The organism is Paenisporosarcina sp., from assembly GCF_049671445.1.
Lineage (GTDB): Bacteria > Bacillota > Bacilli > Bacillales_A > Planococcaceae > Paenisporosarcina.
Genome location: NZ_JBATUX010000049.1, coordinates 1 through 23,187 on the forward strand (window position 1 = coordinate 1; position 23,187 = coordinate 23,187).

A 23,187-nucleotide genomic window follows, 5' to 3' on the forward strand; every position below is an offset into this window, starting at 1 on the left:
TCCAGTTTTCACGTTCTCTGCACCTCCATCATTTACCGTATGGTTGACGGAATCCTGCCCGTAATTTATCAACTGCATCAACAAGTCGTTTGTCCTTTGTTTCTTGTCTCTTAGCTGATAACAACCACTCTAGATACTGTTTCTGATACCCAGATGGTAAATTCTCAAACGTGATGAGAACATCTTCTCTTTCAAATGTTTCACGAATTTCTTCTGTTATTACATAGTCAGAAGTGACAGCAATACTATTGCCTGACGTTTTCCTCTTCACAGAACTTTGTGGTCTAAAACGAATGGCAGACCAATCAGCATCTAGCGCAATTGAAGCAATCCCAGCAAATCCTTTCGCTTTAATTGTCTCCCAACCGTAATCACGGTTTAGATCTTTGAAAAGCTTGGAGGATTTTTTCGGGTAAGCAATCCAAATCATTGCGTCTTGTTTCAATGCTTTCAAAAATGTTTCTTCATGTGTCTGCAAATGATTAATCGATGTAGCAAATAAAAGCCCAAATGAATACAAGCCTTCAATAGGCTTTGTATCCATTTCGGCAGTTACATAATCTGTCGATGGTGATTCCATTACTAAGAATCTCTCGTTAGGTGGTATTTTTAGTTTCTGTTTGTTCTCAAGAATCATACGAATTCCTCACCTTTTTTATCAGTCAATTACGTTTTCAAGTGCCATACCACGAGAGCCTTTTACTAAGATAATTGAATTTGAAGAAGTTTTTGATTTTAATATGTTGCGAATCGGCTCATAGTCATTTTCTGACCACACCACTTGTGTTTCCGCAAACAATGATTGTAACTTTTCATATAACCACTTCATTCGAGGTCCATATAAACAAACACCTTCAAACTCTTGCGGGGTGATATAGTCAGCCAACTCTTCATGATACCTTTGTTCGTCGTCGCCTAGCTCAAGCATATCACCAAGGACTAACCATTTTTTTGGTCTAATCGTCGTTTCACGGATAAAGGTGATGGCTGCTTTCATCGATGTTGGTGCCGCATTGTATGCATCGTTAATAAATAATGAACCGTTCTTTGCAGGGATGACCTCCATGCGCATATCTGTCAGTGACACTTTTTTTAACGAATCTTTAATTTGTTCATTCGTTAGACCAGCTTTTTGGGCAATTAAAATGGCTACTAACGCATTTTTGACTTGATGCTTTCCTAAAACAGGAATCATAAAACGATCGTCAATTAAGCCAGTAACATTAAATTCACTACCATTTTCCGTCGCTTCAATAGATTCGACAGAGAAGTCATTCGAACGATCGGATCCAAAAGAAATCGTGTTTATGGAAGGTGATTTTTCTTCATTCAATCTTTGTATAAATGGACGTAAAAGTGGTTCATCTCCGTCGTAAAATAAACAGCCACTTGGTTGTAAGCCGGCTACAATTTCAAACTTAGCTTTAGCAATTCCTTCACGAGAACCTAAGTCTTGCATATGTGCTTCCCCAATATTCGTAATTGCTACAGAATGTGGTTTTGCTAAGTTAGATAAAAATTCAATTTCTCCGTAATTACTCATGCCCATTTCAAGCACAGCAAAATCTGTGTCTTCGTCTAGAGACAAAATCGTAATGGGTAAACCTAAGTTATTGTTGAAATTCCCAGCTGTTTTTTGCACACGGAAATACGGAGCAAGAACGCCAGCAACTAAATCTTTAGTTGAAGTCTTCCCGTTCGATCCAGTAATGCCGATAAATGTGGCTTGATGTTCCTCACGATAAGCACGCGCCATTTTTTGCAAAGCTTTTTCACTGTCTTCAACGAATAGTAGCGGAACACCTTGAGGTGGATTCGGTTCATCTTGTTGCCAAAGAGCAGCAGAAGCTCCTTTTTCAAAAGCTTGTGCCACGTATTGATGTCCATTTACTTTTTCACCTTTAAAAGGAATAAATAAATCCCCATGTTGAATGGTTTTCGTATTGATAGAAACACCACTTACCACTACGTCTGGTGTTTCCACCCTAATTTCTAGCCATTCAGCTATTGTTTGTAATGATTTCTTCACAAATATTCACACTCAATCCATTGTATATTGTAGTTGTTGTTTTTCTGTATGACGTTCAATTGCTAGTTCGATTAACTGGTCGATTAACTCCGAATAATTAACGCCTGTATGTTGCCATAGTAACGGGAACATGCTGAACGGAGTAAATCCAGGTAAAGTATTTACTTCATTAATCAGAACTTCATTTTTATCCGTTACAAAAAAGTCTGCACGCACAAGACCTGAACAATCTAGTACTTTAAATGCTTTAATCGCATTGTCTTGTAATGTCGCTTCCACTTCTGATGAAACTTCAGCAGGAATAATCATTGCAGTATTGCCGTCTTTATATTTTGCTTGGTAATCGTAAAAAGCTTTTAACGGTTTGATTTCGCCAGGTACTGAACATTTCGGCGTATCATTACCGAGAACACCCATTTCAATTTCACGAGCGTTTATACCTTGTTCAATCACAATTTTACGGTCATATTTTAATGCCAACTCTACTGCTTCAATCAATTCTTCTCGGTTCGACGCTTTACTAATGCCTACACTTGAACCCAAGTTTGCAGGTTTTACAAACAATGGCCACTCAAGTTCTTTTTCAATCTTCCCAAGCCAGAAGCTTTGATCATTTTGCCATTCTCGACGAATAAAATGTACATACGGTACTTGTTTCAATCCAGCGATAGTGAAAAGTTGTTTCATGACCACTTTATCCATCCCAGCTGAAGAAGCTAATACACCATTGCCGATATATGGAAGATTTAATACTTCCAGTAATCCTTGAACGGTCCCATCTTCACCGTTAGGTCCATGTAATAGAGGGAAAATAACATCTAACGATTTTTCATCACTTTGAGATGGCAAAAAGCTAGAAATGTTATTTGGGAGACTTTGATTTGCTGTATTTTCAAATTGCAATTGTTCAATTGTTTCGATAGGAGCTAATAGCTGTTTCCCTTTTCTCCATTCACCTTCTTGTGTAATGTAAATCGGAAACACTTCATATTCACTAAAATTTAATGCTTGAGTTACTGCACGAGCCGTTGATAGCGACACTTCATGCTCAGCAGATTTTCCACCATATAATAAACCGATTCTTTTTTTCATTCTTATACCTCCACGTATTGGATCCTTTTATTTTAACATGAACTTTATTTACCCATAAACACATAGTAAAAAAACACGACTTTGGAATTTAGCTATTATTAGTTTTTCTTATACTATCCAAAAAGCTTATCATTGTTGACACGATAAAAAAACAATCCCTTGCACTCATCTTTGCAAGGGATTGCCATTAAAACCGAATCGTTTCATCCGGACTTTGTTTCATTAACGCAGTTAATTCGTCCCATATTTCATCTGGGTAGACGGATTCTGGTAATAAACGGATTTCTAAGTCATACGAAACTTTTGATTTTTCTTGTTTGTATAAGGAAAGAAGAACTCCTTCTTTTAATAAAGGTTTATGTGAAACAAACTGCTCCATTGTAAGTTCAGGGTAGCCTACTTTTTGTTTTCTACGCCAAAATGATGCCCCTTTTTCTTTATTCAGAACCACTTGATTTAGTATATTCACAACTAAATGGAGTGAATCATTTAGTTCACGGAAATAAATTTTCGTCATACTTTCTTCTTCATTAGATAGGTACACAAAACGATTTTGAAGTTGATAATAAAACGGTGAGCGAATTGGCTCTTTTTTATGTCCGATATATAATAGTTCAGCTTGTTCTTGAGACGTTAACATATTAAGTTTACGTTCATCTTTAAAATCAATCCATCTCAAGTCTGTGGGATTATCCATAAATTCTTTTGTGAAAGTTAATACTTCTTCATCAGGAACGAATTCTAACTGAGTATGTATGTTAAAAGAACTGTCTTCGTACTCATGCTTGAGTAACAATAAATTCTGCAATGGCCCAAGACTTTTAACAAATTGTTGCATAGTTAAACCACTGAACATAACGAACTGATCAGCTTCGTTCATATGTATATAAATATGGTGAAGAAAATCTTCTATATCACGTGCCTTTTTCACCATGATCATCACTCCATTCCTCTATTCATTATAAGCCCATTTTGTGAAGAATGAAACATTTAGCACGCTCATCTTCAGTACTTACTTCACAAGCATTTATAAGTCATTTACGTTATAATTAATAGGTTATAACTTCAAAATAGAAATTTAGGTGACAATTATGGAAAATAACAAAGGTTTTGCGGACCGATTTGACTGGACGCTTGCTTTTATTGTATTACTTCTTTTCATTGTCAGTTTGTTTGCGATTTCATCTGCACAGACTTCTGGACAATATCCAATCAACTTTATCCCCCGTCAAGCATTCTGGTACATAGTAGGAGCTGCAATTATTGGTTTTACTATGTTTTTCGAGCCAGAACAATATAAAAAAATGGCCTGGATTCTTTATGGATTTGGCATATTTGTGTTAATTGCACTCGTTATAGCTCCGGGTGGCGACGGACAAATCGCAGAAATGCGTGGAGGAGCAAAGAGTTGGTTTCATTTACCTGGTATTGGGAGCATTCAACCTTCTGAGTTCATGAAAACGTTCTTTATTTTAACGATGGCACGCATGATTAGTAAACATCATGAGGATTATGTGTTAAAAACGTTAAAAACCGATTTATTTCTACTCGGAAAAATTATTGCAACCGCATTAGTTCCTTTACTATTTATCATGCAACAACCCGATTTAGGAACATCACTTGTCTTTCTTGCTATCACCGCTGCGATGATTATTGTTGGTGGTGTTACTTGGAAGTTGATATTACCAATCTTTGCAGGGACTGCAGTAGTCGGTGGATCCTTACTTTGGATGGCAGTCTTTATGCAAGATTTCTTATCGGATAAATTCGGCTTTAAACCTTATCAATTTGCTCGTATATATTCATGGATAGACCCTAAATCGTATGCTTCAGCTGAAGGCTATAATCTACTTAATGCCATGTCAGCCATTGGCTCAGGGGAGATTACTGGTAAGGGCTATCAAGGACGTGAAGTATACGTTCCTGAAAATCATACCGATTTTATTTTCACTGTTATTGGAGAAGAATATGGCTTTATCGGAGCAAGTATTGTCGTTAGTTTATTTTTCTTATTAATCTACCATTTAACCAAAATCACACTTCAGCTAAAAGATCCTTTTAGTACATATGTCTGTGCTGGAATCATTGCCATGATTACATTCCATGTATTCCAAAATATCGGTATGACTATACAGTTATTACCGATTACGGGTATCCCGCTTCCTTTTATTAGTTATGGGGGTAGTTCGTTAATGGGGAATATGCTTGCACTCGGATTAGTCTTCAGTATGAAGTTCCATCACCGTACGTATATGTTTGGTTCTTCAGAGGATGAATAATGACATATTTAGGTTTTCATTGCGCTTTGGACGTATCTCCTGCTGCACTATAAAATCTAGATTATAAAGAGTCGGGCTTGTGACTTCGTCACTCGCCCGACTCTCTTTTTTCAGATAAGTTTGCTGCGAGGATACTTCCTTCGCTCCCTTACAACCTGTTTGCTCACATTTTTATTATTTAGGTTTACTAGTGAAACGCTGACTACTTTAAATAGATATTCGGCCGAAGACGGTATTTCGGCCTCTTTCAGCTTATTTTATTTTTGAGTAAACACATTTTTATAAAAAAATAGCTAAATCCAACTTAAAGACGTTTTAATATAGGGCTATGTTAAATGTTGCTGTTGATATTCCGCAAAACAGTTACGCTTTCCGCGGGCTTGCGCCGAACTAACTCGGACTTACCGTCCGAGTGGATTTCTGCACTTCGCTTTCCCGATGGAGTCTTCACTGTTTTGCTACATATCACTAAATCGAAAGCTACCTCATATACATGTTCACTAGAATGATTGTATTAGAAGGCGGCGGGAAAACATGTGCTCCTGCGGTTACTCGTCACAAAATTCAGAGCTAATAAATTTGATGCTTTCATGACCAACATCCTGTTGGCCCGAGGAGGCTAATGGGCAGCCCGCGGAAAGCGTTCACCTGTTTCTGTTTCTGGTAAAAAAAGATGGTTTTCTTTCTTCTTTTCATGTTAAAGAGTTAATTCGACAGTCATTTCCCAGGAAATATTAACATATTCGACATGAATTTTTGTTTATAAGAAAAGGGGGTGTCTAATAAATCACTAATATAAAGTAATTAGAGAAAATAATTCTTATTTCTATAACTACATTTGAACATTGAACCATTTATAATTGACTGTTTTGCACAAGATGAACTTAAGGTTGATTGGAGTGGAAGACGGCGAGAAAACATATGCTCCTGCTGTTACTCGTCGCAAAGATATTGGACGAATTGCAGTTCGTCCAATATCTTTCCAGCGGGAATAGCATGAGCGGAAGACCCCGCAGACAACAAGTTGTGGTTGCACAACTTGTTTGCGACGAAGCTAAAGTAGCGATGCAGGAGCAGATGTTTTTTGCTCGTCGAGGAGGCTGAGGCCATGCCCGCGGAAAGCGTCCGTCTGAAATGGAAATCAACCCTCACTAAATAAAAAAAGGGAACCGCCCTTAGTCATATATTATGACTTTTGGAACAGCTCCCTCTACCTATTATGAACTTTCTAGCCATTGTTCGAGCAATCCTTCAAGTTTAATCTCTAATTGTGACTTCTCAAAAAGTAACTGTTCATACACTTCCCAATCCTCTTGGTTCTCTATTCTGTTGGTTATTTCTGAAATTGCAGTCTCAAGTTCTGCCATTTCTTCTTCGATTGGTTTAGATAGTATCTCTTTCACGCGAGTTGGTTTGACTTCTTCTACAAGATCAACGATTTTAATATCTTCAACTTGATGTCGAACTTGTAATTCATCCCACTTGCCTCGAGCCCATTCATACGGACCTTCAAATGTAGTCAATTCTCCTTGGTCGAGCCAAGCTGTTCGAGGGAATAATTTATTTAAAAAGTAACGATCATGGGATACTGCTAAAATTGTCCCTTGGAAATCTTCCAACGCTTCTTCCAAGACTTCTCGTGAATCAATGTCTAAATGGTTGGTTGGTTCGTCCAGCATTAACAAATTTACATCTTGATACATAAGTTGTGCTAACCTTAAACGCATGCGTTCGCCACCACTTAAATCGCTTACACGTTTAAAAACATCCGGACCATAAAACATAAATCTTGCTAATACATGCCGCGCTTCTCCTTCAAACATGGATACTTCTTCACGAAAAGCATCGATTAATCGAGCTTTTGGATTCGCTATTTCAAAATGCTGTGATAAAAAACCGACCCTAACATTACTGCCTAATCTTGCTATACCATTATCCACGGATATTTCGCCTCGCAACAATTTCAATATCGTCGACTTTCCGGTCCCATTGCGTCCGACGACGGCCACTCGGTCTTTCCAATAGACATTAAAATCAGCATTTTGAAGTAATACATTGTCACCAAAGGACTTAGAGACATTTTCCATAACGACGACTTCTTTTCCGCTTCGTGGTGCAGCGTCAAACACTAACGTCATTTTTCTCGGATCTACGAGAGGCTTTCTCACTTTTTCCATACGTTCTAAAGCACGTTCCATATTACGAGCACGTCTATGCAAGGCTGCATTTGGTGGTACCGCTTCATTTGCCCAAAGCCTTAATCTTTTAATGGCTTCTTTCATTTTCTTGATTTTTTTCTGCTGTTCTTCAAATTCTTGGAATTCCCTCATAAGGCGTTCTTCTTTTTGGATAGCAAAAGATGAGTAATTTCCATGATAAAGAGTTAACTCACCTTCTTCAAGGTCCGCTACTTTTGTAACGACTTGATCTAAGAAGTAACGATCATGCGAAATAATGACAACTGTTCCGTCATAATCGACCAAATATTGTTCAAGCCATTCAACTGCAAACAAGTCCAAATGGTTTGTGGGTTCGTCAAGTAACAATAAGTGTGGTTTTGTTAACAACAACTTCCCGAGCATGATTTTCGTTTGTTCGCCTCCACTCAAACTGGTAAACGAACGGTCAACAAATGATGTTAACTGTAACCCTTGCACTACTTTATCGAGTTCCGAGTCCATTGAATAGCCATCCCGAAGTGTGAACTCTTCTTGAATATCCCCATATTGTTTCAATAATTTTCCCAACTCATCCGGTGTAGCTTTTGCCATGCTCTCTTCTAGCACCGTCATTTTTTTCTGTATCGCAACTAATTCTTCAAAAGCCATTAACAAAACATCATGGCCTGTTACTGATTCTGAATAAGAAGGTATTTGAGCTAAATAACCAATTTTCGTCCCTTTTTTAAAATGAATACTGCCTACATCAGGTGTTTCAATTCCAGCAAGCAATGTAAATAATGTTGTTTTTCCTGAGCCGTTTCGACCAACAACTCCTAATTTATCGCCCGTTTTTATGGCTAATGAAAGTTCTTCAAATATCATATTACCACCGAGCATTTTGCTAATTTCTTGTATTGTACATATCATTTTTTTCGCTTCCTTTCATATTGAACACAGCTGGAAGCACAAAAAAAGACTGCTCGAAGAGAGCAGTCTTTTCCCGATAATAACGGTTTGGAAAGAATGTCTAATCAGCTGTGATATTCATGTAATTGTCTAAAATGGACAGACCCGTCCCGTTAGTGGCAATTTCATGAGTAATCGCACATGAAACGGATAAAAATTCCAATATAAATCCATGTGCAGTCACAACGTTTTTCATTCTTTCCTCACCTCCGATCATTGATTTTAGAATATTCTATCACATATCTTTATCAATTTCAAATGGCCATTTCGGCAACATTTTTGATAGTTTTTTATCCTCACGATAGCCCAGCACATATTCTGCTTGCATGATTGTGTGAATCTCTCTTGTTCCTTCGTAGATAACTGGTGCTTTAGAATTCCTCAAATATCTTGCAACAGGATAATCGTCTGAATATCCATAAGCTCCGTGGATCTGTACAGCATCATCTGCCGCTTGATTGGCAAAATCACAAGCCTGCCATTTGGCTAAAGATGTTTCGCGTGTATTACGTACGCCTTTATTCTTCAACTCGCCAACTCGGTACACCAGAATGCGGCTCATCTGTAAACCCGCTTCCATTTTCGCAACCATTTGTTGAACTAATTGATGCTTACCGATTGGTTTACCAAACGTTTCGCGTTCATTGCAATATTTCACACTTGATTCAATACAAGCCATAATTAATCCAGCTGCACCTGCAGCTACTGTAAATCGACCATTATCTAAGGCCGCCATGGCAATTTTAAAGCCTTCGCCTTCTTCTCCGATACGGTTTTCAACAGGTACACGGACATCATCAAAGAAAATCTCTCCCGTATTTCCTGCACGAATACCATACTTACCTTTAATTGCTTTAGAACTAAAACCTTCCATCGTGCGTTCCACAATAAATGCACTAATGCCATGATGTTTCTTTGATTTATCAGTATATGCAAAGACTACAAAGTTATCTGCCTTATCACAAAGAGAAATCCATGTTTTTTGGCCTTTTAGAATGTAATGGTCACCCTCACGAGTTGCTGTTGTGGACATAGCCGCAACGTCTGAACCCGCTCCTGGTTCCGTCAATCCAAAAGCTCCGATTTTTTCGCCCCTCGCTTGAGGGACCAAGTATTTTTGCTTTTGTTCTTCAGTACCCCACTGCATTAAGGTCATAGAGTTTAAGCCGATATGAACTGAAACTGCTGTACGAAACGCTGTATCACCGCGCTCCAATTCCTCGCAAACGATAGCAAGGGCGTTATAATCCATTCCACTTCCACCATAAGCTTCCGGCACACAAACCCCCATAAAACCTAACTCCGCTAATCGTTTCCACACTTTTGGATCAAACCCACCCGTTGAATCCCATTCTGCGATATGAGGCAATATTTCATCATCCACATATTGTCGAACTGTTTTCCGAAGTAGTTGTTGTTCATCTGTAAATTCGAAGTTCATGATGTTGCCCCCTGTTATCCGTTTGCAACCGTAGTTGATTGTTTAATGGCTTCTTGAATATCCACGCCTCGTTTATTCATCTCTGCAATATATGCATCACCAGGTACAATTTGTTCTGGCGGATAAACGCCACGTTTCGTGATCTCTCCATTGCCAATCATTTGGGCAACAACTGAAATCGTATTTGCAGTGGCACGAGCCATGGCCGTAACTTGGTCGGACATATCTTTCTTTGTGACGAGTTCGTATTCATAAGCAGCTGGTTTTCCATTTTTTTCACCAGACACAATGACACGTAGTAAAACAGCATCTTGTTTGTCTCCTAATAATAAGCCAGGCGTTAAAGCTGCCTTTAACACTTCACGTGTACTAATCGATTTTCCATCTACTTCTACTTTTGTTGTTTTATTTGTTAAGCCAAGATCGACTAATACTTTAAATTTTTCGGCATGCCCGGGATAACGTATCGTCTTGTATTCGAGCGTTTCAACGTTCGGAAAAGTTTTCGTTAATGTCGATGTTCCACCTGAAGTATGGAACGCTTCAAGTTCGCCAAATTCATCAAAATGAATCGTTTCGATTTCTGATAATGAAGGAACTTCGCGTAATTTACCATTCCGTACGACGTGAGAAGTGTCTGTATAATGATCCAATACACCTTCTAAAGAAAAGACGATGTTATATTTCAATGGACCCTCTGGCTCCACTGGAATGCCACCTACGTATAGTTTAATCGATTTTACTTCGTCTAATTTACTAGCACCGTACCCCGCTAATATATTGATCATTCCTGGAGCTACCCCTAGGTCCGGAATGACTGTAATTCCTTTTTCTTTTGCTACGTCAGCTAAATCGAGTACCGCATCCGTTGCTCCACCAATGTGACCGCCTAAATCAATTGAATGAACGCCAACTTCAACCGCAGTACGCGCCACTTTTTCATTAAACGAATAAAATAATGCGTTAATGACAACGTCACCTTTGCTCATAACTGCTTTCAATTCCGCATCATTATTGGCATCTAAACGTACGGCTTCTATTTTGTCAGATTGGATTTTTTCTTTAAAAGCTTGCACTTGTTCCAGTTGAACGTCAGCTAAAAATACTTTTTTAACGTTTTCACTTTTGACCAAATCGCGTGCTGCTTCCTTGCCCATTAAACCCGCACCTAATACAACAACCTTCATATTTACATCCCCTTTGTAAAACATTGTCTATTTATTAAGAGTTATCGATTTGAGCTCGTTGCAATTTGCCACTGAAATCAATATAAATACTCTTCCACTCTGTATACACGTCAAGAGCTGCTACGCCGGAATCACGGTGACCATTGCCCGTCCCTTTTGTACCACCAAACGGTAGATGAATCTCGGCGCCAGTTGTGCCTGCATTGACATACACAATACCTGTATCTAAATCGCGTTGTGCTTTAAACACCGTGTTGACATCACGAGAGAAAATACTGCTTGATAATCCGAAAGTGACGCTGTTATTCACTTCAATTGCTTCTTCTAAACTGGAGACTTCGATAAGTGATACAACTGGACCAAAGATCTCTTCTTGAGCAATTCGGCTATCTCGATCCACATTCGTAAACAAAGTTGGAGCGTAATAATTGCCTTTACCTAAATTACCTTCAGCAAGAATTTCTCCACCAACAAGTAATTTAGCTCCTTCATCTTTGCCGATTTGTACATAGTTGTGAATTTTTTCTAGTGCTTTTTTGTTAATTACAGGTCCAATTTTCACGGTTTCATCCATACCGTCACCGATCGTTAATTGTTCCATCGCAGTTAGAAGAAGTGATTCAAGTTCTTCTTTAACATCTTTATGCACGATGACACGGCTACATGCAGTACAGCGTTGACCTGCAGTTCCAAAAGCACTCCAAAGAATACCTTCTACTGCCAGGCCAAGATCTGCATCGTCCATAACAATAACAGCATTTTTCCCGCCCATTTCAAGCGATACTTTTTTCAAATGACGGCCGCCTCGTTCTGCAACTGAGCGTCCTGTTTCTGTTGATCCTGTAAATGAGATAACTTTTACATCTGGATGTTCAATCATGGCTGTACCGACTTCAGATCCTGATCCAAATACGACATTTGCCACGCCTGCAGGAATTCCTGCTTCTTCAAATACTTTCGCCATTTCATACGCCATCATCGGTGTTTCTGTAGCTGGCTTCCATAAAAATGTATTACCAGCTACAATTGCTGGGAACGACTTCCACGTTGCAATCGCTACGGGGAAGTTCCATGGCGTAATAAGTCCTACCACCCCGATTGGTGCACGAACACTCATTGCAAACTTATCTGCAAGTTCTGAAGGCGTTGTTTCACCAAACAAACGACGACCTTCTCCAGCCATATAGAAAGCCATGTCTATGCCTTCTTGCACTTCTCCGCGACCTTCTTCAATGACTTTACCCATTTCTTTCGTCAGGACTTGTGCTAAGTGTTCTTTCTTTTCTTTCATAATACGACCTATTTCATATAAATAATCTGCTCGTTTCGGTGCAGGAACAAGCGCCCATTTCTTCTGCGCTTCCTTTGCAGCCGCTACTGCTAGATTTACGTCTTCTTTTGTCGATAACCTAACTTGAGCTAACTCTTCGCCATTTGCAGGGTTCGTCACTGGAACGTACTTAGCATCTCCCGAATCTTGCCACTTTCCACCGATGTAATTGTTCAATTGCATGTACCTTACCCCTTTCGTTTTGAAAACGTTTTCACTATAACTTATTCGACATGGAACCGTTTAACCCTTTTCATTTTCGGAAAAAACGGAATATTCATGATTAGCTGTCGACAATGAAACTTTTTGCAGTGTTAAGCGTATGAATGAGTAGAATTTAATTTTTGGAGGAATGAGACACATGAACAATCACGAAATTGATTACAAATTATACGGAGACGACATGCAGTTTGTAGAAGTGGAGCTTGATCCAAGGGAAACAGTTGTGGCAGAAGCTGGCAGTTTAATGATGATGGAAGACGGTATTTCGATGGAAACCATCTTCGGAGACGGCTCTGATGGGTCGGCCAGTGGCGGCATAATGGGAAAACTAATGGGTGCAGGTAAACGCATGCTTACTGGTGAAAGTTTATTCATGACTACTTTCACTAATAACGGATCTGGGAAAAAACATGTCTACTTTGCTTCACCTTATCCTGGCAAAATCATTCCCATGGATTTGAGTGAAATGGGTGGTAAAATCATTTGTCAAAAAGATGCGTTTCTAGCTGCAGCTAAAGGTGTATCAGTCGGCGTTGAATTCCAACGCAAACTCGGAACTGGATTCTTTGGTGGCGAAGGATTTATTATGCAAAAACTAGAAGGTGACGGACTTGCCTTTCTTCATGCTGGAGGTACGATTCATAAGAAACATTTACAACCAGGTGAAGTATTGCGCGTGGACACAGGTTGTTTAGTAGCCATGACAAAAGAAGTCGATTACAACATCGAGATGGTGAAAGGTGTTAAAACAGCCTTATTCGGAGGAGAAGGCCTCTTCTTCGCAACACTTAGAGGTCCAGGAACTGTATGGGTACAATCATTGCCGTTTAGCCGACTTGCCAGCCGCGTCTTCGCAGCTGCTCCGCAAACTCCAGGTGGTGGCTCCAAGGGTGAAGGAAGTTTAGCAGGCGGATTATTTGATATATTAGGCGGAAAATAAGATTTATGGAATCAGTGCGCCAGGAATGGTGCACTGTTTTTTTGTTTATTCCCTTTCATTTGGGTTTATTCCCTTACGTCGACTCGTTATTCCCCTTCAAACTTGGTTTAATCCCTTTCGCTAGCCCGTTATTCCCTTTCATTCGTGGTTTATTTCCTTTCACCCATTTTTTTCCACAAAAACCACATTCAAAAAAGCACCTGATGCTCCTTCGCACCAGGCACTTAATCGAACTATGAAACCTTCATTTTCTTTTTCATTCGCCACAAGAAATACAAGACAGGCAATATGAGCAGCGCAGAGGTTGTGATGCCTCCTGCAAGTGAAGTATACAAAGCAAATAATCCGACTAGCGGACCCCCTGCTATTTGTCCAAAAGCATCAAGTTGCCCGAACATGGAAAGAGTGGTAGCACGACCTTTTGATTGCAGGCGTTCGTTTGTAATTATACTTATTAATGGATAGTTTACATTTCTGAGTGCACTTGTCACCCAGTACATCGCCACTGCTAGCCAAAACAGTCCAGTCCACGCAAAGACAATCATAGTGCCTACCAATACGGCATTCGTTAACAACAGCACATTTGCGTAGCGACCTTCCACATGTTTTTCAACAAACTTCAGTACGACAATGTTAAGCAAGAAGGCTATAGCGTAAAAGGTGCCGAACCAATAAACAGAATCACTTTCTGACAAATCATAGTCAGTAATGAAGTGAGCCCCATATAAACGGTCGAACCCTTCACTTGCAAGTCCCCATAATAATGTCACCATGGCAATACTAACGAGTATCGTGTTACCACGAATTTGAGACATTCCGAATTTGATGGTTGTCATCATATGTGTAACTCCAGATACCCCTTTTTCACGGGTCACTTTAATAAACTTTGTTTCTGGTAGATTAATAAATACCCATATTGCAAGGATAATTAACATAATACCTGCTACTAAAATTGCTGTTTGCACGGACCAAATTGCAGCGATAGATACACTTACTACGATTGCGGTAAATCGAGCGAATGATGAAAATTGTGAACCACGTAAAAAGGTTCCCTCCAGATTTTCACCGTCTAATTCATCCGCAATCCATGCTTGCTCGGCTCCACTAATAAATGTCCAGCCAATTCCCCATAACGCAGAAGCCACAGCAATCGCCCAGAACTCTGGTATACTTCCTTCCAAAATATGAGCGAATCCAATCACAAAAGTACCTATAGCAAGCGATCTCTTTCGGCCGTAATGATCTGCAAATAGTCCTGTTGGCATTTCAAATAAAAGCACCGAAACTTCCATAATAGTCCCTATTAGTACAAGTTGTAATGCATTTAAATCTGCTTGTGTAACATAATAAATAGCGTTCAAAGTAAACACCATTTGAATAAAAAACGATCGTGAACTTGTCACGATATAATAAAAATTTTGTATCGCCACTTTTTATTTTCCTCCGTAAGTTTGATTTTGATTTAAATCAAATCGGAGTTCATATTTTATGCCAACATGTCCTCCAATTTAACTAATGAAGTCAGTGTTGTTCTTTTCATATAAACCTCTCCTTTTCTTAAACTTAATTTATTATAAATACTATTCTGACTAACGTCACCCAGTCATTAAAAAATATTACGGCTATTTATCTATTTAATTCTCTCTCCTAATTCCCCTCTCCTATCTGTTCTTTTCAAAACCTTATGTTGCCAATTCTTTCACGACTCGTCATAATAGCACTAATTATGCGAAAAGAGTGATAGCTTGAAAAATCGATCGTTACAATTCAAAATTTTTGTCTATGGCGCCTTATTTGTCACTGCTATTTCTCTCCTAATCGGGGCTTCTTTCTATTACACGATGTCCCAGAGCATTGAACAGCAGATCGGCAATCGTGCTCTAAATATTGCGATGACGACGGCAAATCGACCAGATGTGGTGGCAGGATTTGAAACTGAGAATCCTTCCGATGTCTTACAGCCGATTGCCGAAGCGGTACGCGAACTTTCTGGTGCACAATATGTGGTAATAGGAAACGTTGAAGGAATTCGCTATGCACATCCAGTTGTTGAACGCATAGGTGAAAAAATGGTAGGTGACGACAATGAACGCGCCTTAATTAATGGAGAATCTTATATCTCCGAAGCGACCGGAACACTCGGACCTGCCTTACGAGGAAAAACTCCGATTAAAAATGAGCAAGGTGAAATCGTGGGTATTATTTCAGTTGGGTTTTTAAAAGCTGATATCTCACATACCTTTTTTGAATATGTCGATTCAATTATTACAATCGTTCTCTTGGCTATCATCTTAGGTATTATCGGTTCAACCATTTTGGCTAGAAGCATAAAAAAAGTGTTATTCAATTTAGAGCCTGCTGAAATTGCTCATTTATTCACGGAACGAAATACACTCATTGAATCTGTTCGCGAAGGAATTATTATGGTCGATCAAGATGCACGTATTTCGATGATGAATAAAGCAGCCTACGAAACTCTTTCTTTACCAGAAGATGTAACATTAATTGGACGTTCAATTGAAGAGGTGTTACCTAATACACTCCTCCCTCAAGTCCTTCAAAATGGAGAGAAACAACTTGACCGTCAAATGGAAATACGCGGAAAAAGAGCAATCGTCAATCGAATACCTATTTTAATTGGAAAAGACATTGTAGGCGCTGTATCGAGTTTTCGTTTGCAATCGGATTTTGATCAGTTAACCACTGAACTTTCACAAGTGAAACAATATACAGAAGCACTGCGAGCACAAACGCATGAATATCAAAACTTTCTTTATACCATTAGTGGGCTCATACAACTTAATTCGTTGGAGGAAGCTCTACAGCTTATCCATGACGAAAAGCAAGAACATCAATCTCTTATCCATTTCGTCACAAAGAGATTACAAGACCCCTATTTAGGTGGTCTCGTCATTGGTTTATTCAATCGTGCTCGGGAACTAAAAGTTCAATTTATTTTAGATGAAGATAGTTATTTAAACAGTTTGCCTAAACCTTTAGAAAAAAGCTTGTTTGTATCTATTATTGGAAATCTAGTAACTAATGCTTTTGAAGCGGTTGATCATTTAGCTGAATCAGATCGAGTGGTGCGGTTGTTTATTCTTGATAATGGACAAGAAATCTTAATTGAAGTTGAAGATTCTGGTGTAGGTCTTAGTTCTGATTTACAACAACACCTATTCAAGTCGCGCATTTCAACGAAAGTAGGACAAGATCGCGGTTACGGTTTAATAAAAGTTTCAGAGAATATTAAGGATTTGAATGGAGTCGTATCGATTGAAAATGGGGATTTAAATGGCGCACTTTTCGTCATCTCTATTCCAAAAGGAGGGTTTTCTGTATGAGTGAAGTAATTGAGGTCTTAATCATAGAAGATGATCCACGAATCGCTGATATTCATCGTCGCTTTATTGATAAAATAGATGGGTTTGTTGTCGTTGGCTCTGCACATACGGGGGCTGAGGCAAAGGACTGGGTTGTGTCCATGAAACCCGACTTAATTTTACTTGATGTTTATTTACCAGATATGATGGGCACTGAGTTGATGACTTTTATCCAGACAGAAAGCGCAGATACCGACATCATCTTTATCACCGCAGCTGCGGAAGTGAATGTCGTGAAACAAGCTTTCCGAGGTGGTGTTATTGACTATATCTTAAAACCGTTAACCTTCGATCGTTTTCAAGAAAGTTTGTCCGCCTATCAAGAGAAAAGAAAAACACTTTCAAGCCCTGGAAAATTACAAGAAGAGTCCATACAATTGTTGTGGCACCCTGTTAAGTCAACCAATTCTACTGATAATACACTGACTCCCAAAGGGATTGATCCAATTACAATGGATAAAGTGGTGGTTCAGTTAAAGCAACAAACACAAGGAATCACAGCTGAAAAAATGGGACTTGCAAGTGGACTTAGTAGATCAACCGCAAGAAGATATCTAGAATATCTCGTTTCAGAGAGTAAAGCGAGAGCTGAGCTCATTTATGGAACGATTGGTCGACCAGAGCGCAGGTACTTCCCTGCGTGAACTTTATGAACAAAATGACGACAAAGACCTTTATTTCACTTATGACCCAAAACATCGAATTAAATAAAAGTTCTGATAAATTGAAGACAGCGTTTGAAAGCGCTGTCTTTTTTCAATTCATTTAAAGGGGATATCGTTTATGTGGAAAAAATTATCAACCGTAGTTTTAGCAAGTTCATTGGCTTTAAGTTTAGTAGCATGCTCAAGCGAAGGAAATGAAAGCGCTTCATCAAACTATCCTGAAAAAACGATTACCATAGTGGCGCCTTCTGGGGCTGGTGGCGGATGGGATTTAACGGCCCGCTCAATTGCTAAAACGATGAACGCTACAAAAATTGTCGAAGAACCAATCGTCGTTGAAAATAAACCAGGCGGCGGTGGGGCTGTATACATGGCTGAGTTTGCGACCAAAGAAGTGAAAAATGATTATGCTTTAATGGTCAAATCACCACCAATTTTAATTAATAACAATAAATCTGAGGGTAACAGTCCTTATGGATTTAAAGATACAAAACCTCTAGCACAATTAACACGTGATTACGGTGCTATTGTAGTGAAAGCAGATTCAGAATTCAAAACGTTAACTGATGTATTAGATGCTATAAAAGCAGATCCAAGTAAAATTACTTTAGCTGGTGGATCTGCACCTGGTTCAATGGACCACTTAGTTGGAATTCTTCCTGCTTATAAATATGGTATTGATCCTAAAGCAGTCAAATATGTTTCTTATGATGGTGGCGGCGAAGCGGTTGCTGCACTTCTCGGGAATAATGCTGATGTCATCGCAACCGATGCATCAACTATTAGTGAATTTGTTAAATCAGGTGATGTGCGAGTGCTAGCTGTCAGTTCTTCTGACCGTTTAGAAGGTGTGCTAAGTGAAGTACCTACTTTCAAAGAAGAAGGTCTTGATACAGAATTTACAATTTGGCGCGGATTATTTGGACCTAAAGATATGTCTGATCAAGCCTATGATTTTTGGACATCGAAATTAGACGAGTTAGTTGAAACAGAAGAATGGAAAGCTGAACTTGAAAGAAATGGATGGCAAAGTGAATACCGCAATGCCGAAGACTTCACTACGTATTTAGAAGATCAAGACAAAGTGATTGTTGAATTATTAACAGCATTAGACATGCAAAAATAATGAATGAAGGCGACGGCAATAGCGGTCGCCCTTTTCTTTAGGAGGTGTGAAAGATAATGAGTAAAACGTTCGATCGTTTCGCAAGTATCGCCTTTTTACTGATTGGTCTTTTGTTTGTCATTGAAAGTCGTTCCATTTCACAAAGTGCATACGGTTCTACAGTTGGACCTAATATTTTTCCTATGGCACTTGGAATCATCCTCATCTTATTAAGCATTCGCTTACTTTTTGAAACGATGAAATATGAACACGTCGCAGGTAGAAAAGAACCTGTTCAATACGTTAAATTTTTAATTATTTTCATAAGTGCTGCGGTGTATGCAGCTGTCTTAGAACCAGTCGGGTATGTGATTTCAACCTTCATTTTCTTGGTTATTGCATTTCAAACAATGGAACGTGGGAAATGGATTAGTACACTGCTCATCGCTAGTGCATTTTCATTCGGTGTATATTACTTTTTTGCAGAATTTCTTGGCGGATCATTGCCTGGATTCCCAGAGTTTTAAAGTGAAAGGAGTTTTGGCATGAGTACTTTAGATTTTTTATTTAACGGATTTGCTGTCGCATTCCAGTGGCAAAATATAATGTTTGCATTCGTTGGTGTGTTAATTGGTACCGCTGTTGGAGTATTGCCTGGTATAGGTCCGATGAGTGGTGTTGCCCTCCTTATTCCTGTAACTGCTACCTTAACTTCTGGCATGCCCACTGAAGCAGCCGCTGCAAGTTCAATCATATTACTAGCTGGCGTTTATTACGGAGCGATGTATGGAGGTTCCACAACGTCTATTCTGCTGAATACCCCTGGAGAATCATCTTCAGTTGTTACCACATTAGATGGTTACCAAATGGCCAAACAAGGTCGCGCTGGCGCTGCTCTTTCCATCGCCGCTATCGGTTCATTCGTTGCAGGTATTGTTTCGTTAATTGGCTTGGTTTTATTAGCAAAACCGCTTTCAAAAGTTGCTCTTAATTTTGGACCTGCTGAGTATTTCTCCCTCATGCTTCTTGGGTTATGTGCAGTTAGTGGATTAGCAGGAAAATCTATGACTAAAGCATTGATCATGACGATATTCGGTTTGCTTTTAGCAACCATCGGAATCGACGCCGTTTCAGGGATTGCTCGTTTTACATACGATTTGCCTATTCTGTACTCAGGTCTCGAATTTTTAACAATAGCCGTTGGATTATTTGCTCTTGGTGAAGTCTTTAAAACGATTCTTGAACGAGACAAAGAAGATGGTGCAATTGCCAAAATCGAGCGTATTTTACCGACGAAGCAAGATTTAAAAGATAGTGCCGTACCCATTGTTCGTGGTTCATTTTTAGGCTTCTTCATTGGTGTTCTGCCTGGTGCAGGTGCAACTCTCGCCTCCTTCTTTTCTTACATGGCAGAGAAAAAATTCAGTAAACATCCGGAGAAATTCGGTACTGGCGCAATTGAAGGAGTAGCAGGACCCGAATCAGCAAATAACGCTGCATCTGGTGGTGCGATGATTCCATTATTAACACTTGGTATTCCTGGTTCAGGAACAACAGCCATATTGATGGGTGCACTTATCATGTACAACATTCAGCCAGGTCCGTTGTTATTTGAAGATCATCCAGAAGTTGCTTGGGGTCTGATTGCAAGTATGTTTATCGGTAACTTGATGCTGTTAGTTTTAAATATGCCACTCGTTAAAGTGTTTGCGAAAATTATTCAAACACCTAAAAAGTATCTGCTTCCGATTATTGTCGCGATTTCCTTTTTTGGTGTCTATGCCGTTCAATACACCACTTTCGATTTATACTTGTTACTTGCATGTGGGTTCCTTGGTTATTTATTAGCGAAAAACGACTATCCTCTTGCACCTCTTGTATTGGCACTTGTATTAGGGCCAATGATTGAGAATAATATGCGTCGTGCATTAACAATTTCAAATGGTGACTTCTCTATTTTTGTAACAAAACCGTTGTCTTTAGTCTTTATCATTGCAGCCATTGCTTGGATCGTTATTCCGCTTCTTTTAAAACTAAAAGGACGTAATATCATCGTCAATGATGAAGAGTAAGTAAGTAAATGATCGAAAAAAGCTGGGCGTATTTATACGCTCAGTCAGACTGTAGACAAACAAAAAAATTAGTGAATATAACTGTATTTCTATGCAAGATATGTTGATTTCCTTTGCGGCGGACGCGTTTCGCGGGCACGGCTTTCTCCTCGTCACTACGTTCCTGCGGGGCCTACAGCTCGTGCTATTCCCGCTGAAGTCGCCGCCTCCACTCCAATCAACAGAAAGCGTTTCTCTTCAAAATATTTAAGAAAGAAAGTGGTCGCTTATTTCTGAAGACTCCTGCGGAAAAAACGGAACAAGCTAGACCCCGCAGGCAGAGCCGAGGAGGCTTGCGTTTCGTCCGAGGAAACCGAAAGAAATAGCCGACCACATTTTTTATAAAGTGGAAAAGATGAATCCTCGAATATTTATACTTTTATATTAATTAATATTCTTTTGTCAACAAGCTGAAGCTGGGCGTATTTATACGCTCAGCTTCAGCTTGTTGTTAGGTGAGGGTTTATTCCCTTTCAATGTGGTTTATTCCCATTGGCAGATGCTTTATTCCCATTCACCCAATTTTCCCCAACAAAAAAAGGCTGCCAGTTCTATCGGCAGCCCCATTTATCTTTTTCACATATTGTTATTCAGCTTGTCTTTTTTCAAAATTCAAATCCCATGTATAGCCAAACTTATCGCTTACTTTTGCGTATTTCGCACCCCAGAACGTGTCTTGAAGTTCCATAATCGCGTTACCGTCATCTAACAAAGTATTGTATAAGCGATTCACTTCTTCTTCACTTTCGCATTCAATCATCAATGCAACATTTGATGTCCCTGATTCGCCGGGAGTAGGCGAATCTGCAAGCATAATGCTGAAGGTTCCATTGGTTAAGTGACAATGCATAATGTAGTCCGCAGCTTCTGGTGGATAAGGAAAACCTCCATCGCTATCGCTATACTTCATCATTCCCGTGTTCTCTAACCCAAAAGTTTCTTGATAATATGTCGCAGCATCTTTTCCATTTCCATAAAACGATAAATATGGTGTTACTGGTTTCATCAGCTTACATTCCCTTTGTAAAAAATTAATTTCATTAATAAGGTTCGCCATTTATCTATAAAAGCCTTTATTAATTAAAGGGAAATTAATTTATCGCAAACTGGAGATTTATCGCTCAATCCGAACACTTTATCAATCAAACTAACGATTTATCGCTCAATCTGAGGATTTATCGCTCAAACTGGTCTCACAAGCTAGTCGACTTGACTTATGAGACGCCTAATCTCCTTACAAGTCATCAAATCCATTATCTTGCACATTAACTTTGACGTATTGACGGGATTTTTGTTCGAAGAAATCAGTTTTCCCTAAATCTACATCTTCATAGGCTTTGATCCATTTTAATGGATTCTTGCGATACTCAGGGAATGGACGTTCATAACCGAGTTGAGCACAGCGAACATTAGCGTAAAAGTAAATATATTCTTCCACGTCATCAACATCTAGTCCATCGATTCGGTCTCCTATGACTTCACGGGCCCATTCAGTTTCAAGCATCGCTGCTTCTTTGAAAATTGCTACCACTTCACGCGCTCTTTCTGGCGTATCATACTGTGGATATTCCTGTAACAATTCTTGATAAATTTTCACGAATAAATCCACATGAATTTGTTCATCCCGGTTGATGTAGTTAATCATTGTACTTGTGCCGACCATCTTTTGATGACGGGCTAGGTGATAGAAGAATGCGAATCCTGAATAGAAAAACAACCCTTCCAAGATAACATCATAGACAATTGCTGTTAGTAACGAATCTACATTCGGCTTTTCGGTAAAATCTTCATAGCCTTTCATAATAAATTCATTACGTTTTTGTAGAACGGTTTCTGTGCGCCAGTAATCAAACACACGGTCTTGCTCATCCTTTGATACCAAGCTCGATAACACATACGAATATGAATGGTTATGAATAACTTCCTGTTGTGCCAAGATAATCATCAGTGCGTTCAAACTGGAATCAGTAAGATAATCAGCCACTTTTCCAGCAAAGTCAGTTTGAACACTGTCGAGCAATGCCAATAAGCCGATAATTTTTAAGAATGCTTGTCGTTCCGGTTCATTTAAGGAACTGAATTGTTTTACGTCTGAACCCATATTGATTTCAAATGGTGTCCAAAAGTTGCCGAGCATTCTTTTGTATTTTGGATATGCCCAACTAAATCGGACATCATCCCAATTTAAAATATTCGAAGAGGCTCCATTTACGATACCTGTTGAACGATTTGGTGCATCTTTATCCATGAGCTTTCGTTTTTCGATTGTCGTCAT

The 23,187-nt window shown here is 39.2% G+C and carries 19 protein-coding genes; 7 read left to right on the forward strand and 12 right to left on the reverse strand.

The features are described 5' to 3' along the window. Window positions 1-28: 28 nt before the first annotated feature. From WBG45_RS06800 to WBG45_RS06815, 4 genes are all read right to left on the reverse strand, one after another. Window positions 29-580, reverse strand: a complete 552-nt coding sequence (locus WBG45_RS06800) for a YdeI/OmpD-associated family protein (protein WP_424413150.1) — start codon at window positions 578-580, stop codon at window positions 29-31. Window positions 581-658: 78 nt separating this feature from the next. Next, on the reverse strand, window positions 659-2,029 hold the full coding sequence (locus WBG45_RS06805) for a UDP-N-acetylmuramoyl-tripeptide--D-alanyl-D-alanine ligase (RefSeq protein WP_424413152.1): 1,371 nt from the start codon (window positions 2,027-2,029) through the stop codon (window positions 659-661). A gap of 12 nt (window positions 2,030-2,041) precedes the next feature. Further along, a complete protein-coding gene (locus tag WBG45_RS06810; RefSeq protein ID WP_424413154.1) occupies window positions 2,042-3,121 on the reverse strand; it encodes a D-alanine--D-alanine ligase in 1,080 nt (359 codons plus the stop codon). A gap of 187 nt (window positions 3,122-3,308) precedes the next feature. After that, on the reverse strand, window positions 3,309-4,055 hold the full coding sequence (locus WBG45_RS06815) for a hypothetical protein (protein ID WP_424413156.1): 747 nt from the start codon (window positions 4,053-4,055) through the stop codon (window positions 3,309-3,311). Between the two features lie 157 nt (window positions 4,056-4,212). Between WBG45_RS06815 and WBG45_RS06820 the strand changes: the two genes are divergently transcribed. Beyond that, entirely contained in the window at window positions 4,213-5,400 is a 1,188-nt protein-coding gene (locus WBG45_RS06820) for an FtsW/RodA/SpoVE family cell cycle protein (RefSeq protein ID WP_424413158.1), read from the forward strand. 1,217 nt (window positions 5,401-6,617) lie between these two features. On the opposite strand, the gene abc-f is transcribed toward WBG45_RS06820, so the two are convergent. From abc-f to WBG45_RS06845, 5 genes are all read right to left on the reverse strand, one after another. Next, complete coding sequence (gene abc-f, locus WBG45_RS06825) at window positions 6,618-8,489, reverse strand: ribosomal protection-like ABC-F family protein (RefSeq protein WP_424413160.1); 1,872 nt, start codon at window positions 8,487-8,489, stop codon at window positions 6,618-6,620. A gap of 100 nt (window positions 8,490-8,589) precedes the next feature. Then, window positions 8,590-8,724, reverse strand: a complete 135-nt coding sequence (locus tag WBG45_RS06830) for an RAxF-45 family protein (RefSeq protein WP_424413162.1) — start codon at window positions 8,722-8,724, stop codon at window positions 8,590-8,592. Between the two features lie 39 nt (window positions 8,725-8,763). After that, on the reverse strand, window positions 8,764-9,969 hold the full coding sequence (locus tag WBG45_RS06835) for an acyl-CoA dehydrogenase family protein (protein WP_424413163.1): 1,206 nt from the start codon (window positions 9,967-9,969) through the stop codon (window positions 8,764-8,766). Between the two features lie 14 nt (window positions 9,970-9,983). Beyond that, complete coding sequence (locus tag WBG45_RS06840; RefSeq protein ID WP_424413164.1) at window positions 9,984-11,156, reverse strand: saccharopine dehydrogenase family protein; 1,173 nt, start codon at window positions 11,154-11,156, stop codon at window positions 9,984-9,986. Window positions 11,157-11,190: 34 nt separating this feature from the next. Further along, the gene (locus tag WBG45_RS06845) at window positions 11,191-12,669 is read right to left on the reverse strand and encodes an aldehyde dehydrogenase family protein (protein ID WP_424413166.1); all 1,479 of its coding nucleotides are present in this window, start codon (window positions 12,667-12,669) and stop codon (window positions 11,191-11,193) included. Window positions 12,670-12,847: 178 nt separating this feature from the next. Between WBG45_RS06845 and WBG45_RS06850 the strand changes: the two genes are divergently transcribed. After that, window positions 12,848-13,648, forward strand: a complete 801-nt coding sequence (locus WBG45_RS06850) for a TIGR00266 family protein (RefSeq protein WP_424413168.1) — start codon at window positions 12,848-12,850, stop codon at window positions 13,646-13,648. Window positions 13,649-13,881: 233 nt separating this feature from the next. On the opposite strand, the gene WBG45_RS06855 is transcribed toward WBG45_RS06850, so the two are convergent. Beyond that, window positions 13,882-15,078 (reverse strand): MFS transporter, encoded by a 1,197-nt coding sequence (locus tag WBG45_RS06855; protein WP_424413169.1) that lies wholly within the window; start codon window positions 15,076-15,078, stop codon window positions 13,882-13,884. 315 nt (window positions 15,079-15,393) lie between these two features. Here WBG45_RS06855 and WBG45_RS06860 point away from each other — a divergent pair, with 315 nt between their 5' ends. The 5 genes from WBG45_RS06860 to WBG45_RS06880 all read left to right on the forward strand — a co-directional run bounded on the left by WBG45_RS06860 (window position 15,394) and on the right by WBG45_RS06880 (window position 20,873). Next, window positions 15,394-16,992 (forward strand): ATP-binding protein, encoded by a 1,599-nt coding sequence (locus WBG45_RS06860; protein WP_424413171.1) that lies wholly within the window; start codon window positions 15,394-15,396, stop codon window positions 16,990-16,992. Continuing rightward, the gene (locus WBG45_RS06865) at window positions 16,989-17,675 is read left to right on the forward strand and encodes a response regulator (RefSeq protein ID WP_424413173.1); all 687 of its coding nucleotides are present in this window, start codon (window positions 16,989-16,991) and stop codon (window positions 17,673-17,675) included. The genes WBG45_RS06860 and WBG45_RS06865 overlap by 4 nt, the downstream gene beginning before the upstream one ends. 139 nt (window positions 17,676-17,814) lie before the next feature. Then, a complete protein-coding gene (locus WBG45_RS06870) occupies window positions 17,815-18,822 on the forward strand; it encodes a Bug family tripartite tricarboxylate transporter substrate binding protein (protein ID WP_424413175.1) in 1,008 nt (335 codons plus the stop codon). Between the two features lie 56 nt (window positions 18,823-18,878). Next, window positions 18,879-19,328 carry a tripartite tricarboxylate transporter TctB family protein gene (locus tag WBG45_RS06875; RefSeq protein WP_424413177.1) on the forward strand — a complete coding sequence of 150 codons (450 nt, stop codon included), beginning with the start codon at window positions 18,879-18,881 and terminating at the stop codon, window positions 19,326-19,328. Window positions 19,329-19,346: 18 nt separating this feature from the next. Then, window positions 19,347-20,873 carry a tripartite tricarboxylate transporter permease gene (locus WBG45_RS06880; RefSeq protein WP_424413179.1) on the forward strand — a complete coding sequence of 509 codons (1,527 nt, stop codon included), beginning with the start codon at window positions 19,347-19,349 and terminating at the stop codon, window positions 20,871-20,873. Between the two features lie 625 nt (window positions 20,874-21,498). On the opposite strand, the gene WBG45_RS06885 is transcribed toward WBG45_RS06880, so the two are convergent. Next, window positions 21,499-21,918, reverse strand: coding sequence for a VOC family protein (locus WBG45_RS06885; RefSeq protein WP_424413181.1), 420 nt, complete (start codon window positions 21,916-21,918; stop codon window positions 21,499-21,501). A gap of 228 nt (window positions 21,919-22,146) precedes the next feature. After that, complete coding sequence (locus tag WBG45_RS06890) at window positions 22,147-23,187, reverse strand: ribonucleotide-diphosphate reductase subunit beta (protein WP_424413183.1); 1,041 nt, start codon at window positions 23,185-23,187, stop codon at window positions 22,147-22,149.

Excerpts from the sequence above, each read along its gene's own strand:
- WBG45_RS06800 (WP_424413150.1), bottom strand. The coding sequence starts at position 580 with ATGGAATCACCATCGACAGATTATGTAACTGCCGAAATGGATACAAAG.
- WBG45_RS06810 (WP_424413154.1), bottom strand. The coding sequence starts at position 3,121 with ATGAAAAAAAGAATCGGTTTATTATATGGTGGAAAATCTGCTGAGCAT.
- WBG45_RS06815 (WP_424413156.1), bottom strand. The coding sequence starts at position 4,055 with ATGGTGAAAAAGGCACGTGATATAGAAGATTTTCTTCACCATATTTAT.
- WBG45_RS06820 (WP_424413158.1), top strand. The coding sequence starts at position 4,213 with ATGGAAAATAACAAAGGTTTTGCGGACCGATTTGACTGGACGCTTGCT.
- abc-f (WP_424413160.1), bottom strand. The coding sequence starts at position 8,489 with ATGATATGTACAATACAAGAAATTAGCAAAATGCTCGGTGGTAATATG.
- WBG45_RS06830 (WP_424413162.1), bottom strand. The coding sequence starts at position 8,724 with ATGAAAAACGTTGTGACTGCACATGGATTTATATTGGAATTTTTATCC.
- WBG45_RS06835 (WP_424413163.1), bottom strand. The coding sequence starts at position 9,969 with ATGAACTTCGAATTTACAGATGAACAACAACTACTTCGGAAAACAGTT.
- WBG45_RS06840 (WP_424413164.1), bottom strand. The coding sequence starts at position 11,156 with ATGAAGGTTGTTGTATTAGGTGCGGGTTTAATGGGCAAGGAAGCAGCA.
- WBG45_RS06845 (WP_424413166.1), bottom strand. The coding sequence starts at position 12,669 with ATGCAATTGAACAATTACATCGGTGGAAAGTGGCAAGATTCGGGAGAT.
- WBG45_RS06850 (WP_424413168.1), top strand. The coding sequence starts at position 12,848 with ATGAACAATCACGAAATTGATTACAAATTATACGGAGACGACATGCAG.
- WBG45_RS06865 (WP_424413173.1), top strand. The coding sequence starts at position 16,989 with ATGAGTGAAGTAATTGAGGTCTTAATCATAGAAGATGATCCACGAATC.
- WBG45_RS06870 (WP_424413175.1), top strand. The coding sequence starts at position 17,815 with ATGTGGAAAAAATTATCAACCGTAGTTTTAGCAAGTTCATTGGCTTTA.
- WBG45_RS06875 (WP_424413177.1), top strand. The coding sequence starts at position 18,879 with ATGAGTAAAACGTTCGATCGTTTCGCAAGTATCGCCTTTTTACTGATT.
- WBG45_RS06880 (WP_424413179.1), top strand. The coding sequence starts at position 19,347 with ATGAGTACTTTAGATTTTTTATTTAACGGATTTGCTGTCGCATTCCAG.
- WBG45_RS06885 (WP_424413181.1), bottom strand. The coding sequence starts at position 21,918 with ATGAAACCAGTAACACCATATTTATCGTTTTATGGAAATGGAAAAGAT.
- WBG45_RS06890 (WP_424413183.1), bottom strand. The coding sequence starts at position 23,187 with ATGACGACAATCGAAAAACGAAAGCTCATGGATAAAGATGCACCAAAT.